Raw genomic sequence first — 15,422 nt, 5'->3', positions numbered from 1 at the left:
ACCCCGCCGGTGCTCGTTGTGAACAGTTCTCCCCGCCGCCCCCATGCCAGCCAGGTCCAGAAGGGACTGACGCCGCATGCCCGCATCCGCAACGTGATCGCGGTCGGTTCGGGCAAGGGCGGCGTCGGCAAGTCCACCACCTCGGTGAACCTGGCCGTGGCGCTGCAGCAGCTCGGCGCCCGCGTGGGCGTGCTCGACGCCGATATCTATGGCCCCAGCGTGCCAGCCATGCTGGGCCTGTCCGGCCGCCCGGAAAGCCCGGACAACAAGAGCATCGAGCCGTTGCGTGCCTTTGGCGTGGACACCATGTCGATCGGCTACCTGATCGAAGAGGACACGCCGATGATCTGGCGTGGCCCGATGGCCACCTCGGCGATGACCCAGCTGTTCAACGACACCCTGTGGGACGACCTGGATTTCCTGCTGATCGACCTGCCGCCGGGCACCGGTGACATCCAGCTGACCCTGACCCAGAAGATTCCGCTGGCCGGTGCGGTGATCGTCACCACGCCGCAGGACATCGCCACGCTGGATGCGAAGAAAGCGCTGAAGATGTTCGAGAAAGTCGAGGTGCCGGTGCTGGGCATTGTCGAGAACATGGCGGTGCATACCTGCAGCAGCTGCGGGCACATCGAGCACCTGTTCGGCGAGGGCGGCGGCGAGCGCATGGCCGCGCAGTACGGCGTGCCGCTGCTGGGTTCGCTGCCGCTGCAGATCGGCATCCGCGAACAGGGCGATGCAGGCACCCCGATCACCGTGGCCCAGCCGGATTCGGCGCCGGCCCAGGCCTATCGCCATGCCGCACAGCGCCTGATCGAGGAAGTGGGCAAGCGCCCGCGCGCCTCGATCCCGATCCTGTCGTCGCTGCTGTGAGTGCCGGGGCAGGGGCCGCCGGCCGAGGCCGGGCCCCTGCTAGAATCCTCGCGCCCCCTCGTACCCCCAGGACAAAGCATGAGCATCAAGAGTGACCGTTGGATCCGCCGCATGTCCGAGCAGCACGGCATGATCGAGCCGTTCGAGGCGGGGCAGGTCAAGCAGGCCAACGGCCAGCGCATCGTCAGCTATGGCACGTCCAGCTATGGCTACGACGTGCGCTGCTCGCGCGAGTTCAAGGTATTCACCAACATCAACTCGACGATTGTCGATCCCAAGCACTTCGACTCGGGCAGCTTCGTCGACATCACCGCCGACGAATGCATCATCCCGCCGAACAGCTTCGCGCTGGCGCGTACCGTCGAGTACTTCCGCATCCCGCGCGATACCCTGGTGGTGTGCCTGGGCAAGAGCACCTACGCGCGCTGCGGCATCATCGTCAACGTGACGCCGCTGGAGCCGGAATGGGAAGGCCACGTCACCCTGGAATTCAGCAACACCACGCCGCTGCCGGCGCGCATCTACGCCAACGAAGGCGTGGCGCAGATGCTGTTCTTCCAGGCGGCCGCCGATGACGTGTGCGAGACGTCGTACCGCGATCGTGGCGGCAAGTACCAGGGCCAGACCGGCGTGACCCTGCCGCGGACCTGATCGCTCGCGTCATCACCCATCGAGAACGCCGGGCGATGCCCGGCGTTTCCGTTTCTGGTGCGTGCCCGGGCATGGCCGGGCACTGCCTTATTTGCCGCGACCGAACAGCATCGCGATGCCGACGCCCACCAGGGCCACCGGCCACCAGGTCAACAGCAGCTTGGACAGGTTCAGATGCGTCCAGCCGAGATTGCTGGCGAGCATGAACAGGCCGATCAGGATCAGCAGGACGGCGGCAACGAGGTTGAATCGCATCGGGTCGGCGAAGGCTCAGGACTGGGCCGGATATCCTAGCCGTTCCTTCCAGTAGGCGACATGCTGGTCCAGCGCCGCCGGCTCGTAACGGTGCGCCGGGCCGCTGCCCCAGACCGGGCCCGGCCAGGCCGGATCGCCGTCATGGCGGCCGATGACATGGAAGTGCAGCTGGCGCACGATGTTGCCCAGCGCCCCGATGTTGATCTTTTCCACCCCGTCGGCGCCCTTCAGGGCCTTGCAGGCGCGGTTGAGCTCGGTGCGCAGCTTGTCCTGCTGCTCGCCGTCCAGCTCGATCCACTCGGTCACCCCGGCCAAGCGCGGTACCAGCACCAGCCAGGGGAATCGTTCGTCGTTCATCAGCCGCACTTGCGACAACGGTCCTTCCGCCACCAGCACGCTATCGGTGGCCAGGCGTGAATCGAGTTCGAATTCGCTCATCCAAGATGCTCCGAGAAGAAGTCCAGGGTGCGTTGCAGCGCCAGGGCGGCGCTGTCTGGATCATACGCATGTCCGACCTCCCGGTTGAAGGCGTGATCAGCCGGATAGACGTAGGTGGCCATCTGCGGCAGTTTCTCGCGATGGGCCTGGATGGCTTCCGGCGGGATGCTCCTGTCCTCGGCGCCGAAGTGGAAGATCACCGGGGCCTTGGGCGCCTCGTCAAGGAACTGCACGTTGCGCGCACCGTAGTAGCTGACCGAGGGCAGGCCCAGGCGCAGGGCCGACAGCATCGCCACCGTGCCGCCCCAGCAGTAGCCGACCGTGCCGACCTTGCCGTAGCGGGCCAGCCGGGTCGCCGCCGCGCGGACCACTTCCAGCGCCTTCTCCATGCCCAGCGCACCGACCCGTTCCAGGCCCTGCTTCACGCCCTCGGCGTCGTAGGGCAGGGCGTCCGGATCGGCGTCGGCGCCGTCAAGCAGGTCGAAGAAGGATGGCGCCAGCACCGCATAGCCTTCGGCCGCGAAACGCTCTGCCACGCCGCGGATGTGCGGATTGGCGCCGAAGATTTCCTGCACCACCACCAGGCCACCGCGCGCGGTGCCTTCCGGCAGGGCCTGCCAGGCCCGCACCGGGCCGTGATGCGTATCCAGGGTGATCCACTCGGCCATCGTCATCTTCCTCGTTGCTGGGAACAGAGCTGCATTGTCGATGCTGCGCCGGTTAGCGCGGTGTCAGCAGCTGTGCGTGATCGGGCAATTGGCCGTTCAGAGCCTGGCCGCCAACCCCGGTATACTGGCGCCCTTTCAGGCCCCGGCCCCCAGGACCCCCTGCCATGCCGGCAGGGGCCCAGGCCCCCAGAGTCCCGCGATTCCATGTCCCAGCTGAACCCCAAAGTCGGCTTCGTCAGCCTTGGCTGCCCGAAGGCCCTCGTCGATTCCGAGCGCATCCTCACCCAGCTGCGGTCCGAGGGATACGACATCGTCCCGTCCTACGATTCGGCCGACGTGGTGGTGGTCAACACCTGTGGCTTCATCGATTCGGCGGTGACCGAGTCGCTGGATGCCATTGGCGAGGCGATGAACCAGAACGGCAAGGTCATCGTCACTGGCTGCCTGGGCAAGCGCCCGGAACAGATCCGCGAGGCGTACCCCAATGTGCTGGCGGTGTCCGGCCCGCAGGATTACCAGAGCGTGATGGAAGCGGTGCATGAAGCTCTGCCGCCCAGGCACGATCCGTTCGTGGACCTGGTGCCCGACTACGGCATCAAGCTGACGCCACGCCACTACGCTTATCTGAAGATTTCCGAAGGCTGCAACCACAAATGCAGCTTCTGCATCATTCCGTCGATGCGCGGCAAGCTGGTCTCGCGCCCGGTCGACGAGGTGCTGCGTGAAGCCGAGCGCCTGGTGCGTGGGGGCGTGCGTGAGCTGCTGGTGGTCTCGCAGGACACCTCGGCCTATGGCGTGGACGTGAAGTACGCCGAGAAGATGTGGCGCGACAAGGCCTACCAGACCCGCTTGAAGGCGCTGTGCGAAGGCCTGTCCGAGCTGGATGCGTGGGTGCGCATGCACTACGTCTATCCGTATCCGCACGTGGACGAGGTGGTGCCGCTGATGGCCGAGAACCGGATCCTGCCGTACCTGGACATCCCGTTCCAGCATGCGAGCCCGCGCATCCTGCGCTTGATGAAGCGCCCCGGGGCGGTCGAGAAGACTCTGGAGCGCGTGCAGAACTGGCGCCGCATCGCGCCGGACATCACCGTGCGTTCGACCTTCATCGTCGGCTTCCCGGGCGAGACCGAGGCCGAGTTCGAGGAACTGCTGTCGTTCCTCGACGAAGCGCAGCTGGATCGCGTGGGTGCGTTCGCCTACTCGCCGGTCGAGGGTGCCACCGCCAACGATCTGCCCGATGCTGTGCCGGAGGAAGTGAAGCAGGAACGCCTGGCCCGCTTCATGGAGAAGCAGGCGCAGATTTCCGCCGCGCGCCTGGAAGCCAAGATCGGTACCGTGCAGCAGTGCCTGGTCGATGCCATCGAAGGCGATATCGCCGTAGCCCGCTCCAAGGCCGATGCGCCGGAGATCGATGGCCTGGTGCATATCCAGAATGCCGACCAGGTGCCGCTGCGCGTGGGCGAGTTCATCGACGTCGAAATCACCGAGAGCGACGAGCACGACCTGTACGGTGACGCGCTGCCCGCCGCTACCCGCCCGGCATTCGACCTCAGGATGCTGTGACCGCAGCGACGGCCGCCGCCGGTGACGGGGGCGGCGTCCGCCGCTTCGTGCCGCCGCCACGTGCGGCGGTCGATCCGCAGGTGTTCGGGCACCCGCTGTTTGCCGGATTGCGCGACGTTCGTGATCTGTTGGAAGGCCCGGGGTGGCCGTCCGTTGCAGCGCTCGAGGCACGCCTCGTGCTGCCCGGCAAGCAGCTGGTCGAGCAGGATGCCACGCTGCTGGCCGACGGTCTGCACTACGAAGCCCGCATCGCGCAGGGCCGCATCGCCACCCGCGCCGACAACTGGCATGACCTGTTCAACGCGCTGGTGTGGGCCCGTTACCCGCAGCTCAAGCAGGTGCTCAATGCGCAGCAGTGCCGGCATATCGAGGCGATGCCGCCGGGCCAACGCAACCGTGCACAGGCGGCGCTGACCCAGTTCGACGAAACCGGCGTGATCGTGCGTGTGCGCGATGGCACGTTGCTGCGCGCGTGGGACGGGCATGACTGGCCTGCATTGTTCGAGCCGTCGCGCTGGCAGGGCGGTGACATCGCCATTGCCGCGGTATTCGGGCATGCGCTGATGGAACAGGCGCTGCTGCCCGGGCGATTGCTGGTGGGCAAGTGCGTGGTGGTGCGGGGCGATGCCGATGCTGACTGTGTTGACGCAGTGACCGCGGCCATCGCCGAGGGCAGGGTAGTGACCGATCCGCTGCAGCTGCGGCCCCTGCCATTGGCCGGCATTCCCGGCTGGCACGACGTGCAGGATGCCGCCTTCTATCGCAATACCGGTTATTTCCGCCCGCTGCGTGCAGGACGCGCGTACCCGCCGCCGTTGTTGCTTCTGTAGCGTCGAGCCACCCTCGACTGTTGGACAACGCAGTCGAGACCGGCTCGACGCTATACAGGCTCGTACTCCACCCCGATCACCGCAAAGGTGAACTGCCCGCCGGGCAGTTCCACCGAGAACTCGTCCTCCAGCCGTTTCTTCAGCAGCGCCCTCGCCAGTGGTGAGTCGATGCTGATCCAGCCCAGCCCGGCGTCGGTCTCATCCGGCCCGACAATGCGGTAGCGGCTGGTGTCGCCGCTGTCCACGTTCTCAAGTTCCACCCACGCACCGAAGAACACTGCCTGCGGATCGGTCGGCGTGGTATCGACCACGCGCAGCGATTCCAGCCGCTTGGTCAGGTAGCGCACGCGGCGGTCGATTTCGCCCAGCTGCTTCTTGCGATAGGTGTACTCGGCGTTCTCCGAACGGTCGCCTTCCGCGGCAGCGGCGGCCAGCGCCTTCACCACCTCCGGGCGGCGCACACGCCACAGCTCATCCAGTTCGGACTTCAGCCGCGCATGCCCGGAGGCGGTGATCAGGGCGGTGCTTTTTTCTGCGGGGGGGCGCCAACGCGACATGAAATACGACTTCTATTCGAGGGGGAGCGGTGGGGGAGCGGGGTCGGACCCCTTTCCAGCGGAAAGGGATCCGAGCCCAGCAGGGGCAGCTAGCGCTTGCCGCCGAAGATGCCACCGAGGATGCCGCGCACGATCTGGTTGCCCAGCTTGGTGCCGACGGTGCGGGTGGTCTGCTTTGCCATGGTCTCGATCATGCCTTGGCGACGCTTGGTGCCGAAGATCGCATCCTTGATCGCCTGGCCGAAACCACCTTCCTGCGCTTCGTCCTGCTCACGGCTGCGTGCGGCAGGTGCCTGCGCCTGTTCGGTCGCCTTCTGCGCGCGCTGGGCCAGCAGTTCGGCGGCCGATTCGCGGTTGATCGCGGTGTCGTAGCGGCTGCCGACCGGGCTGCCGGCACGCACCTGGGCGCGCTCGGCCTCGGTGATCGGCCCCATCCGGCAGCGTGGCGGCGCGATCATCGTCTGCTGCACCGGCATCGGTACGCCCTTGTCCTGCAGCGTGGAGACCAGGGCCTCGCCGGTACCGAGCTGGCTCAATACCTTGGTCACGTCCAGCTTAGGGTTCGGCACGAACGTCTCGGCCGCGGTCTTCACCGCCTTCTGGTCGCGCGGGGTGAACGCACGCAGCGCGTGCTGCACGCGGTTGCCGAGCTGGCCGAGGATGTTGCCCGGCACGTCGTCGGGGAACTGCGAGCAGAAGTACACGCCCACGCCCTTGGAACGGATCAGGCGCACCACCTGTTCGATGCGCTGCACCAGCGATGGCGGTGCATCGTCGAACAGCAGGTGGGCCTCGTCGAAGATGAAGACCAGCTTCGGCTTGTCCAGGTCGCCCACTTCCGGCAGCTGCTCGAACAGCTCCGACAGCAGCCACAGCAGGAAGGTGGAGTACAGCTTGGGCTTGAGGACCAGCTGGTCGGCGGCGAGGATGCCGATCACGCCGCGGCCGTCGTGGTTGACCCGCATGATGTCGGCCAGCTCCAGCGCCGGCTCACCGAAGAAGTTCTCGCCGCCATCCTGCGCCAGGCGCAGCACCGAACGCTGGATCGCGGCGATCGACTGCGCACTGACCAGGCCGTACTCGGTGGAGATGTCCTTGCGCTCCTCCGCGACCAGGCCGAGCAGGGCGCGCAGGTCGTCCATGTCCAGCAGCAGCAGCCCGCGGTCGTCGGCCAGCTTGAACACGATGTCGAGCACGCCGGACTGGGTGTCGTTCAACTCGAGGATGCGCGCCAGCAGGGTCGGGCCCATCTCGCTGACGGTGGTGCGTACCGGGTGGCCCAGCTTGCCGTACAGGTCCCAGAAGAGGGTCGGGCTGGCGGTCGGCGCATAGTCGGCCACGCCGATCTCGGCGGCACGCTTGAGCAGGTTCTCGGCACCGCTGCCGGGTACGGCCAGGCCGGAGACATCACCCTTCACATCGGCCAGGAACACCGGCACGCCGAGGCGCGAAAACCCTTCGGCCAGGGTCATCAGGGTCACGGTCTTGCCGGTACCGGTGGCGCCGGCCACCAGGCCGTGACGGTTGCCGAGTTTCGGCAGCAGGGTGACGGCAATATCGTCGGTAATGCCTTTGCCGAGCAGAATCGGATCCATGGTCCAGCCCTTGTGATGAATAGTCCAATGTTAACCGCCGGCCGTGACGGTCCGAAGGTCGGCTTGCCCGGACCTTGGCGGCGCCGCTACTCTGCCTGCCTGTTTCGCACACAGTGCCATCAATGCCCGTTCCTGTCCTGATTTCCCGTGGTTGGCCGCTGTTGGCCCTGGCCGGCCTGGTTTCCCTGGCACCCGACGCCCATGCGCAGCGGGTTTCGGCCCGGGACAAGGTGAAGGTGGATGCGCTGCAACAGCGCATGACCGCCGCCGAAAAGCGCTACAGCGACGCCCTGCTGCTGGCCGCCAATGCCGACCCGAAGGGCAGCAACGAGGCCGATGCCGCGCTGGAGGACATGGAAGATGTCCTCAACGACTGCGTGAAGCAGAAGGGCTGCCAGATGGGCACCCTGCTGGCCAGCTACAAGCGCCTGCTCAAGCACGACGCTGATGCCGCCGCCAGCGATGACGTGGCCGACGAGGGCGGTGACCGCCTGGAAGCCGACCCCGACCATATCGGCCCGCTCACCGCGGACGTGCCCGAGGCGGCGCGTGCCGCCGCGCTGCTGAACGATAAACGGCACGCCTTCGACAGCATGGTCGAGTACAACCCGGCGGTACAGGCCGGCATCCGCCGCTGGTTGACCGACATGCGCCCGGCACTGCTCACCAGCTACGAGAATTACCAGAACCTGCGCGCAGTGATGTGGCCGGAATGGGAAAAACGCGGCCTGCCCGAGGCGCTGCTGTTCGGCATCATGGCCAAGGAATCCAACGGCCGCGTGCATGCGTCCTCGCGTGCGGGCGCCGCCGGGTTGATGCAGTTCATGCCGGCCACCGGACGCCGCTTCGGCCTCGGCCCGGACGGCACCGGTTTCGACACCCGCTTCGACGCGCGCAGCGCCGCCGAAGCCAGCGCCAGTTATCTCAACGAGCGCCTGCGCGAACTGAACAACAACGTGGAAATGTCGGTGGCCGCCTACAACGGTGGTGAAGGTCGTGCCGCGCGCGTGTTCAAGCAGAGCGGTGGCCAGAGCTTCTGGACCGACAGCGTCTACAACCAGTTCCCCGGTGAAACCAAGGACTACGTGCCGATGGTGATCGCTGCGGCCTGGATCTTCCTGCACCCGCAGCAGTACGGCGTGGAGTTCCCGAAGATCAGCGCGCAGCCCGCCACGCTGCGTCTGGCCAGGTCCACCACCATCTACGAATTGACCATCTGCCTGGGCAGCCACGGTACCCGCGATGGCTACATGCGTGCATTGCGCAATCTCAACCCGCGTTATGAAGCCGATGGCTGGATTCCGGCCGGTACGCTGATCAACGCCACCACCCGCATCGCGGGCCTGTACCAGCGCAACTGCGTCAGTGGCCCGCGCGCCGACCTCGCGCGCACCCTGATCACCGCCGATCTGAACGCGGCGATCAAGCGCCCGGCCGCAACCAGCTACACCGGCAGCGTGGCCGTCGGCGGGGTGGTGCCGGTGGCCGACGCCGCTGCCTCCACCAGCGTACCGACCACCCCGGTCGCTCCGGTGGCCACGCCGCGTCCGGCCGCGCGGCCCAACAAACCGGTGCGCAGCCACAAGGTGGCCAGGGGCGAAACCCTGGGCGCCATCGCGGCGAAGTTCCAGTGCGACGTGCCGACCCTGGCCCGCGCCAATGGCCTGAAGGCCCCTGCCTACAGCCTGCGCCACGGCCAGACGCTGAAGCTGCAGGGCTGCGACAAGTAATCCCCCCGATCCCTGGAACCCGCATGGACCTCGAAGCCACCCGCAACCTGTTCGCCAACCTCCGCGAGAACACCGACTGGGATATCAACGGCCCGTTGCTGTGGGGTTACTTCTTCGTCCACTCCAGTGCCGAGCCGCTGCAGGCGCTGGCGGATCACCTGCAGGCGCAGGGCTATGCCTTCGTGGAACTGTTCGAGCAGGAGCCGGAAGAGGGCGGCGCGCCGTTCCACGTGCTGCACGTGGAGCGCGTGGAGATCCACGATGAAGCCTCGCTGGACCGCCGCAACCAGGAATTCGCGGCGCTGGCCGCGGAGCGGGGAGTGGAAGACTACGACGGCATGGACGTCGGCCCGGCCCCGGCCCTGCAGTAACAACAAAAAAGGGGACGGAGGGGATCAAGTCGTTCATGCATGAACGACTTGATCCCCTCCGTCCCCTTTTTGTCAGCGCAGCTTCGCCAGCGCCTGGCCCAGCTGCACCGGGCTTTCGGCGCCCAGCTGCGGGGCGAACTCGGCCACGCCCGGCGGCAGCAGCACGATCACGGTCGAACCGTAGTTGAAGCGCGCCATTTCGGCGAAGCGCTCCAGCTGGATGCCCTGGCCGCGGTAGTCCTTGCGGGTGATGCGATCACCGTAGGCCGGAATCTCCTCGCCGCTCCAAACGGTTTCCACGCCGGACACCAGCAGCGCACCGACCATCACGCTGACCATCGGGCCGAAGCTGGTATCGAAATGGCAGACCAGGCGCTCGTTGCGCGCGAACAGGCGCGGCACGCCGTTGACGGCGGCCGGGCCGACGCTGAACAGGCGCCCCGGCACGTGCACGGTTTCGCGCAGGGTGCCGGTCCACGGCATGTGCACGCGGTGGTAGTCGCGCGGCGACAGGTACACGGTGGCGTACAGGCCGTCGTTGTACGGCTTGGCGTCCTCGTCACTGCCCAGCAGTTCGGCGGCGGTGAACGACTGGCCCTTGGCCTGGAAGATGCGGCCGGCCTCTATCCTGCCGAGCTGGCTGATGCGGCCGTCGGCCGGCATCACCAGGCTGCGTGGATCGGCATCGGCCACGCGCGCGCCCGGCTTCAGTGCACGGGTGAAGAACTGGTTGAAGGTCGCGTAGCTGCGCGGGTCCGGGTTGGCTGCTTCATCCAGGTTGACGTTGAACTTGCGGGTGACCGTGTCGATCAGCCAGCGCGACACGCGCGGATCGTCCGAGTACGCCAGCGAACGCGCCATCGAGGACAGCAGGCGATGGGGCAGGGCATACGTCAGGGCGGTGGTGAGGCTCATGGGGCGGTTTTCTCGGTCAGCTTCTGCAGGTCGCGGGCAATGGCCGGCGCGTTGAACGGGGGGCGCACCAGGCCGGCAAGACGGCCCTGCGGGTCGAGCACGGCCAGGCTGGCCGAATGCTCGACGGTGTAATCCTCGGGATTCTCGTCGAAATGCTTGCCGGGCACTTTCTGGAACACGAAGCCCAGCGAGGTGGCGAAGCGCTCCAGCGAGGGGATATCGGCGGTGGCGGCCAGGGTGTCCTTGTGGAAGCCGTGCACGTACTCGCCCAGGCGGGTGGCACTGTCGCGGTCCGGGTCGACCGAGATGAACAGCACGCGCGGGCGCAGGCCATCGGGCAGGGCCTCCCACTGGTTCTGCGCGCCGGCCAGCTCGGCCAGGGTGGTCGGGCAGACGTCGGGACAGAAGGTGAAGCCCAGGAATACCAGGGTCCAGTGGCCCTTCAGTTCGCCCGGGATCAGGCGGGTGCCATCGGACTGGGCCAGGTTGAAATCGGGCAGTTCACGCGGCTGCGGGTACAGGGTGATCGCTTCGGTGGCCGGGGCGTTGGCCGGCGGCTTCGGCGCGAACACCTGCTGGGCGGCCAGCAGGCCGAGCCCCGCCGCCAGGGCGATCAGCAGGATGATGCCGGCGTTGCGATTGAACATGGGGGCTCCCGCGCGAAATGGGCTCCATCATACCGGCTGTGGCCCGATCGTTTCCGCCGCAACGGATGCCGCCGCGGGCGCCAGCCCCTATAATCGAGGGCCACTTTGCCCGCAGTACCGCCATGACCGCTGAAACGGCCGCCGAACTCCACACGATCATCGATCTGATCCGCTACGGCACCAGCCGTTTCAACGAAGCCGGGCTGACCTTCGGGCACAGCTACGACAACGCGCTGGACGAGGCCACCCAGCTGGTGCTGCACAGCCTGCACCTGCCGCACGACCTCGGCCCGGCCTACGGCCAGGCGCGCCTGCTGCAGGCCGAGAAGCTGCGCGTGCTGGAGCTGTTCCAGCGCCGCATCGACGAACGCATCCCGGCCGCCTACCTGACGGGTGAGGCCTGGTTTGCCGGCCTGAGCTTCAAGAGCGACAAGCGCGCCCTGGTGCCGCGCTCGCCGATCGCCGAACTGATCGAGTGCGGCTTCGAGCCCTGGCTGGCCGGCCGCGACGTGTACCGTGCGCTGGACCTGTGCACCGGTTCGGGCTGCATCGCCATCGCCATGGGCCACTACTACCCCAACTGGCAGGTGGACGGCGTCGACCTGAGCGAAGACGCGCTGTCGCTGGCTGAAGAAAACCGGGAGCGGCTGCAGGCGTACAACGTCAACCTGATCAAGTCGGACCTGTTCAATGGCCTGTCCGGCCGCCACTACGACCTGATCGTCACCAATCCGCCGTACGTCACCAACGACGAGACCGATGCGCTGCCGAAGGAATACTCCTACGAGCCGGAAATGGGCCTGCGTGCCGGTGACGATGGCCTGGACCTGGTGCTGAAGATCCTGCGCGACGCGCCGCTGCACCTGAGCGAAGACGGCCTGCTGATCTGTGAAGTGGGCGAGTCCGAACAGCATCTGGTCAAGCTGCTGCCGGAAGTCGATTTCGCCTGGATCGAATTCAAGGTCGGCCAGATGGGCATCTTCGCGGTTGAATGCCGCGAGCTGATTGCCCACAGCGCACGCATCACCGAACTGGCGGCGCAGCGCCCGTGAGCTCCAATTCGTTCGGCAAGCTGTTCACCGTCACCACGTTCGGCGAGTCGCACGGGCCGGCCATCGGCTGCGTGATCGATGGCTGCCCGCCGGGGCTGGCGCTGGACGCGGCCGAATTCGCCCACGACCTGCAGCGCCGCGCCACCGGCAAGAGCCGGCACACCTCGGCACGGCGCGAGGCCGATGAGGTCGAGATCCTGTCCGGCGTGTACGAGGGCCTGACCACCGGCACCCCGATCGCGCTGCTGATCCGCAACACCGACCAGCGCAGCAAGGACTACGCCAACATCGGCCAGCAGTTCCGCCCGGGCCATGCCGACTACAGCTACTGGCACAAGTACGGCATCCGCGACCCGCGCGGCGGCGGCCGTTCCTCGGCGCGCGAGACCACCATGCGCGTGGCCGCCGGCGTGGTCGCCAAGAAGTGGCTTGCCGAGCGCTTCGGCGTCACCGTGCGTGGCTACCTGTCGCAGCTGGGCGACATCACCCCGGCCGGTTTCGACTGGTCGGCGGTGGAAGGCAATCCGTTCTTCTGGCCGCACGCGGCACAGGTGCCCGAGCTGGAGGCATACATGGATGCGCTGCGCAAGTCCGGAGATTCGGTCGGTGCGCGCGTGGACGTGGTCGCCGACAACGTGCCGCCAGGCTGGGGCGAGCCGATCTACGGCAAGCTTGATGGAGAACTCGCTGCCGCGCTGATGAGCATCAACGCGGTGAAGGGCGTGGAGATCGGCGACGGTTTCGCCAGCGCCGCGCAGAAGGGCACCGAACACCGCGACCTGCTGACCCCGCAGGGCTTCGCCAGCAACCATGCCGGCGGCATCCTCGGTGGCATTTCCACCGGCCAGCCGGTGGTCGCGTCGATCGCGTTGAAGCCGACCTCCAGCCTGCGCCTGCCGGGCCCGTCGCTGGATACCGCCGGCAACGTGGTCGAAGTGGTCACGACCGGCCGCCACGATCCCTGCGTCGGCATCCGTGCCACCCCGATCGCCGAGGCGATGGTGGCGATGGTGCTGATGGACCAGGCGCTGCGCCACCGCGCGCAGTGTGGCGATGTCGGCACGATCACCCCGCGCATTCCCGGGCAGATCGATGGCTGACACGCGGCCGACTGTGTGGGTGAGCCAGCCGCTGATCGACGCGGCCATCGCGCCGCTGCGCGATCGCGTGCAGCTGCGCAGCACCGACACGGTCACCGCCTGGTCGCCCGACCAGATCGCCGAACAGCTGGCCAGCGCCGATGGCGCGGTCATCACCCTCAACGAGCGCGTCGGTGCGGCCCAGGTGGCCGGCGCCGCACAGCTGCAGGTGATCGCCAATGTCGGGGTGGGCTACAACAACCTGGACGTCGACGCGCTCAGCGCGGCCGGCATCCTGGCCAGCAACACGCCGGACGTCCTTACCGAGACCACCGCCGATCTCGGTTTCGCCCTGCTGATGGCCACCGCGCGCCGCATCACCGAGTCCGAGCGCTGGCTGCGCGAAGGGCACTGGCAGCAGTGGTCGTTCCAGACCATGCTCGGTGCCGACATCCACGGCAGCACACTGGGCATCCTCGGCATGGGCCGCATCGGCCAGGGCATCGCCCGCCGCGGCGCGCACGGTTTCGGCATGAAGGTGCTGTACCACAACCGCTCGCAGCTGCCGGCCGCGACCGAAGCGGAAGTGGGGGCCACCTATGTGGACCTGGATACGCTGCTGGCGCAGTCCGACCACTTGCTGCTGGTGCTGCCATACACGCCGGCCTCGCATCATCTGATCGACGCCGCCGCGCTGGCGAAGATGAAGCCGTCGGCCACGCTGGTGAACATCGCCCGCGGTGGACTGGTCGATGAGATCGCGCTGGCCGATGCGCTGGCCAACGGTCGCCTTGCTGCCGCCGGCCTGGATGTGTACGAGGGCGAGCCGACGGTGCGCCCGGAACTGCTGGCGCTGCGCAACGTCGTGCTCACTCCGCACATCGGCAGTGCCTCGCTGGCCACGCGCACGGCGATGGTACAGCTGGCCGTCGATAATCTGCTCGCCGGGCTCGGCCTGGACGGCGGCCCGTCGCGCATGCCGAGCGCGATCAACGCTGACGCGGCGATGGCCGCGCGCGTGACCCTGGGCAAAAAAACCGGGAAACGATAGGGAACCTCCGCGCGCCCCGCTTGAGGAGGTTCCCCGAACCCAGCTGTCGTGCGTGATTTTCCCCATCCCCGTTTCCATGAGAGTTTCCCCCATGAGCAATGCACAGCGCAGTTTCCACGTCGCCGTCGTCGGTGCCACCGGTGCCGTCGGCGAGACCATGTTGTCGATCCTGGCCGAGCGTGATTTCCCGGTTGGTACCCTGAGCGTCCTCGCCTCCGAGCGTTCGGCTGGCGGCGAAATCGAGTTCAACGGCCAGAAGGTCACGGTCCAGGACCTGGCCACCTTCGATCCGAGCGGTGTCGAGATCGCGCTGTTCTCGGCCGGCGGCAGCGTGTCCAAGGAATACGCACCGAAGTTCGCCGCCGCCGGTGCGGTGGTGATCGACAACTCCTCGGCCTTCCGTTACGACGATGACGTGCCGCTGGTGGTGTCCGAGGTCAATCCGGAACAGGTCGCCAACCGTCCGCGCGGCATCATCGCCAACCCGAATTGCTCGACCATGCAGATGCTGGTGGCGCTGGCGCCGCTGCACCGCAAGTACGGCATCGAGCGCATCAACGTCTCCACCTACCAGTCGGTGTCCGGCGGCGGCCGTTCGGCCACCGAGGAGCTGGGCAAGCAGACCGGCCAGCTGCTGAGCTTCCAGGAGATCGATCCGCAGCGCTTCCCGGTGCAGATCGCCTTCAACCTGATCCCGCACATCGACGACTTCCAGGACAACGGCTTCACCAAGGAAGAGATGAAGCTGATCTGGGAGACCCGCAAGATCCTCGGCGACGACAGCATCCTGGTGAACCCCACTGCGGTGCGCGTGCCGGTGTTCTACGGCCACTCCGAATCGGTGGCGATCGAGACCCGCGACAAGGTCACCGTGGCCGAAGCACGCGCGCTGCTGGAGCAGTCGCCGGGTATCGAAGTGGTCGACCGCCACGAGGCCGGTGGTTACCCGACCCCGGTCACCCATGCATCGGGTACCGACGCGGTGTATGTCGGCCGCATCCGTGAGGACCTGTCGCACCCGCGCGGCCTGAACCTGTGGATCGTGTCGGACAATGTGCGCAAGGGCGCGGCCCTGAATGCCGTGCAGCTGGCCGAGCTGGTTGCCGCCGAGCCGCGCTGATCACTGCGGTTGCCTCACCGGTAG

General features: G+C 67.2%; 17 protein-coding genes. 10 read left to right on the top strand and 7 right to left on the bottom strand.

Going from position 1 to position 15,422, the window contains the following annotated elements; translation table 11 throughout:
* The first annotated feature begins 18 nt into the window (after positions 1–18).
* Together apbC and dcd are read left to right on the top strand one after the other, a co-directional pair.
* Entirely contained in the window at positions 19–873 is an 855-nt protein-coding gene (gene apbC / locus V3B30_RS09370; protein WP_005418013.1) for an iron-sulfur cluster carrier protein ApbC, read from the top strand.
* Positions 874–951: 78 nt separating this feature from the next.
* Entirely contained in the window at positions 952–1,524 is a 573-nt protein-coding gene (gene dcd, locus V3B30_RS09365; protein WP_014037995.1) for a dCTP deaminase, read from the top strand.
* 87 nt (positions 1,525–1,611) lie between these two features.
* On the opposite strand, the gene V3B30_RS09360 is transcribed toward dcd, so the two are convergent.
* Genes V3B30_RS09360 through V3B30_RS09350 form a run of 3 tightly spaced genes read right to left on the bottom strand, consistent with a single transcriptional unit; the run spans position 1,612 to position 2,885 of the window.
* Entirely contained in the window at positions 1,612–1,779 is a 168-nt protein-coding gene (locus tag V3B30_RS09360; protein WP_005418011.1) for a DUF5668 domain-containing protein, read from the bottom strand.
* A 15-nt stretch (positions 1,780–1,794) separates the two neighbouring features.
* Positions 1,795–2,217, bottom strand: a complete 423-nt coding sequence (locus tag V3B30_RS09355; protein ID WP_014647910.1) for an HIT family protein — start codon at positions 2,215–2,217, stop codon at positions 1,795–1,797.
* Positions 2,214–2,885, bottom strand: a complete 672-nt coding sequence (locus V3B30_RS09350) for a dienelactone hydrolase family protein (protein WP_262082802.1) — start codon at positions 2,883–2,885, stop codon at positions 2,214–2,216. Before V3B30_RS09350 ends, V3B30_RS09355 begins: the two co-directional genes overlap by 4 nt.
* Positions 2,886–3,089: 204 nt before the next feature.
* Here V3B30_RS09350 and rimO point away from each other — a divergent pair, with 204 nt between their 5' ends.
* The gene (rimO, locus tag V3B30_RS09345) at positions 3,090–4,451 is read left to right on the top strand and encodes a 30S ribosomal protein S12 methylthiotransferase RimO (RefSeq protein ID WP_100473495.1); all 1,362 of its coding nucleotides are present in this window, start codon (positions 3,090–3,092) and stop codon (positions 4,449–4,451) included.
* Positions 4,448–5,281: a DUF3025 domain-containing protein gene (locus V3B30_RS09340; protein ID WP_262082801.1), complete on the top strand. Its 834-nt coding sequence runs from the start codon at positions 4,448–4,450 to the stop codon at positions 5,279–5,281. The genes rimO and V3B30_RS09340 overlap by 4 nt, the downstream gene beginning before the upstream one ends.
* Before the next feature lie 50 nt (positions 5,282–5,331).
* Here the strand turns inward: V3B30_RS09340 and greB are convergent, their stop codons facing one another.
* Positions 5,332–5,838: a transcription elongation factor GreB gene (gene greB / locus V3B30_RS09335; protein WP_262082800.1), complete on the bottom strand. Its 507-nt coding sequence runs from the start codon at positions 5,836–5,838 to the stop codon at positions 5,332–5,334.
* Between the two features lie 89 nt (positions 5,839–5,927).
* Positions 5,928–7,433, bottom strand: coding sequence for a DUF853 domain-containing protein (locus V3B30_RS09330; protein ID WP_262082799.1), 1,506 nt, complete (start codon positions 7,431–7,433; stop codon positions 5,928–5,930).
* Between the two features lie 122 nt (positions 7,434–7,555).
* Here V3B30_RS09330 and V3B30_RS09325 point away from each other — a divergent pair, with 122 nt between their 5' ends.
* Both V3B30_RS09325 and V3B30_RS09320 read left to right on the top strand, forming a co-directional pair.
* On the top strand, positions 7,556–9,163 hold the full coding sequence (locus V3B30_RS09325) for a transglycosylase SLT domain-containing protein (RefSeq protein WP_262082798.1): 1,608 nt from the start codon (positions 7,556–7,558) through the stop codon (positions 9,161–9,163).
* Positions 9,164–9,186: 23 nt separating this feature from the next.
* Positions 9,187–9,534: a ribonuclease E inhibitor RraB gene (locus V3B30_RS09320; RefSeq protein WP_100473490.1), complete on the top strand. Its 348-nt coding sequence runs from the start codon at positions 9,187–9,189 to the stop codon at positions 9,532–9,534.
* Positions 9,535–9,606: 72 nt separating this feature from the next.
* On the opposite strand, the gene asd is transcribed toward V3B30_RS09320, so the two are convergent.
* Complete coding sequence (asd, locus tag V3B30_RS09315) at positions 9,607–10,449, bottom strand: archaetidylserine decarboxylase (RefSeq protein ID WP_006381472.1); 843 nt, start codon at positions 10,447–10,449, stop codon at positions 9,607–9,609.
* Positions 10,446–11,096 (bottom strand): SCO family protein, encoded by a 651-nt coding sequence (locus V3B30_RS09310; RefSeq protein WP_005417991.1) that lies wholly within the window; start codon positions 11,094–11,096, stop codon positions 10,446–10,448. Before V3B30_RS09310 ends, asd begins: the two co-directional genes overlap by 4 nt.
* Positions 11,097–11,218: 122 nt before the next feature.
* On the opposite strand from V3B30_RS09310, the gene prmB reads away from it, so the two are divergent.
* From prmB to V3B30_RS09290, 4 genes are all read left to right on the top strand, one after another.
* Positions 11,219–12,148: a 50S ribosomal protein L3 N(5)-glutamine methyltransferase gene (gene prmB / locus V3B30_RS09305; protein ID WP_262082797.1), complete on the top strand. Its 930-nt coding sequence runs from the start codon at positions 11,219–11,221 to the stop codon at positions 12,146–12,148.
* Positions 12,145–13,248 carry a chorismate synthase gene (aroC, locus tag V3B30_RS09300; RefSeq protein WP_088026670.1) on the top strand — a complete coding sequence of 368 codons (1,104 nt, stop codon included), beginning with the start codon at positions 12,145–12,147 and terminating at the stop codon, positions 13,246–13,248. Before prmB ends, aroC begins: the two co-directional genes overlap by 4 nt.
* Positions 13,241–14,278 (top strand): D-glycerate dehydrogenase, encoded by a 1,038-nt coding sequence (locus V3B30_RS09295; RefSeq protein ID WP_262082796.1) that lies wholly within the window; start codon positions 13,241–13,243, stop codon positions 14,276–14,278. The genes aroC and V3B30_RS09295 overlap by 8 nt, the downstream gene beginning before the upstream one ends.
* Positions 14,279–14,369: 91 nt before the next feature.
* Positions 14,370–15,398, top strand: coding sequence for an aspartate-semialdehyde dehydrogenase (locus V3B30_RS09290; protein WP_100473487.1), 1,029 nt, complete (start codon positions 14,370–14,372; stop codon positions 15,396–15,398).
* Positions 15,399–15,422 lie beyond the last annotated feature (24 nt).

Source organism: Stenotrophomonas sp. SMYL41 (genome assembly GCF_036319965.1).
Lineage (GTDB): Bacteria > Pseudomonadota > Gammaproteobacteria > Xanthomonadales > Xanthomonadaceae > Stenotrophomonas > Stenotrophomonas maltophilia_R.
This window is presented reverse-complemented; position numbering and strand designations above follow the sequence as displayed.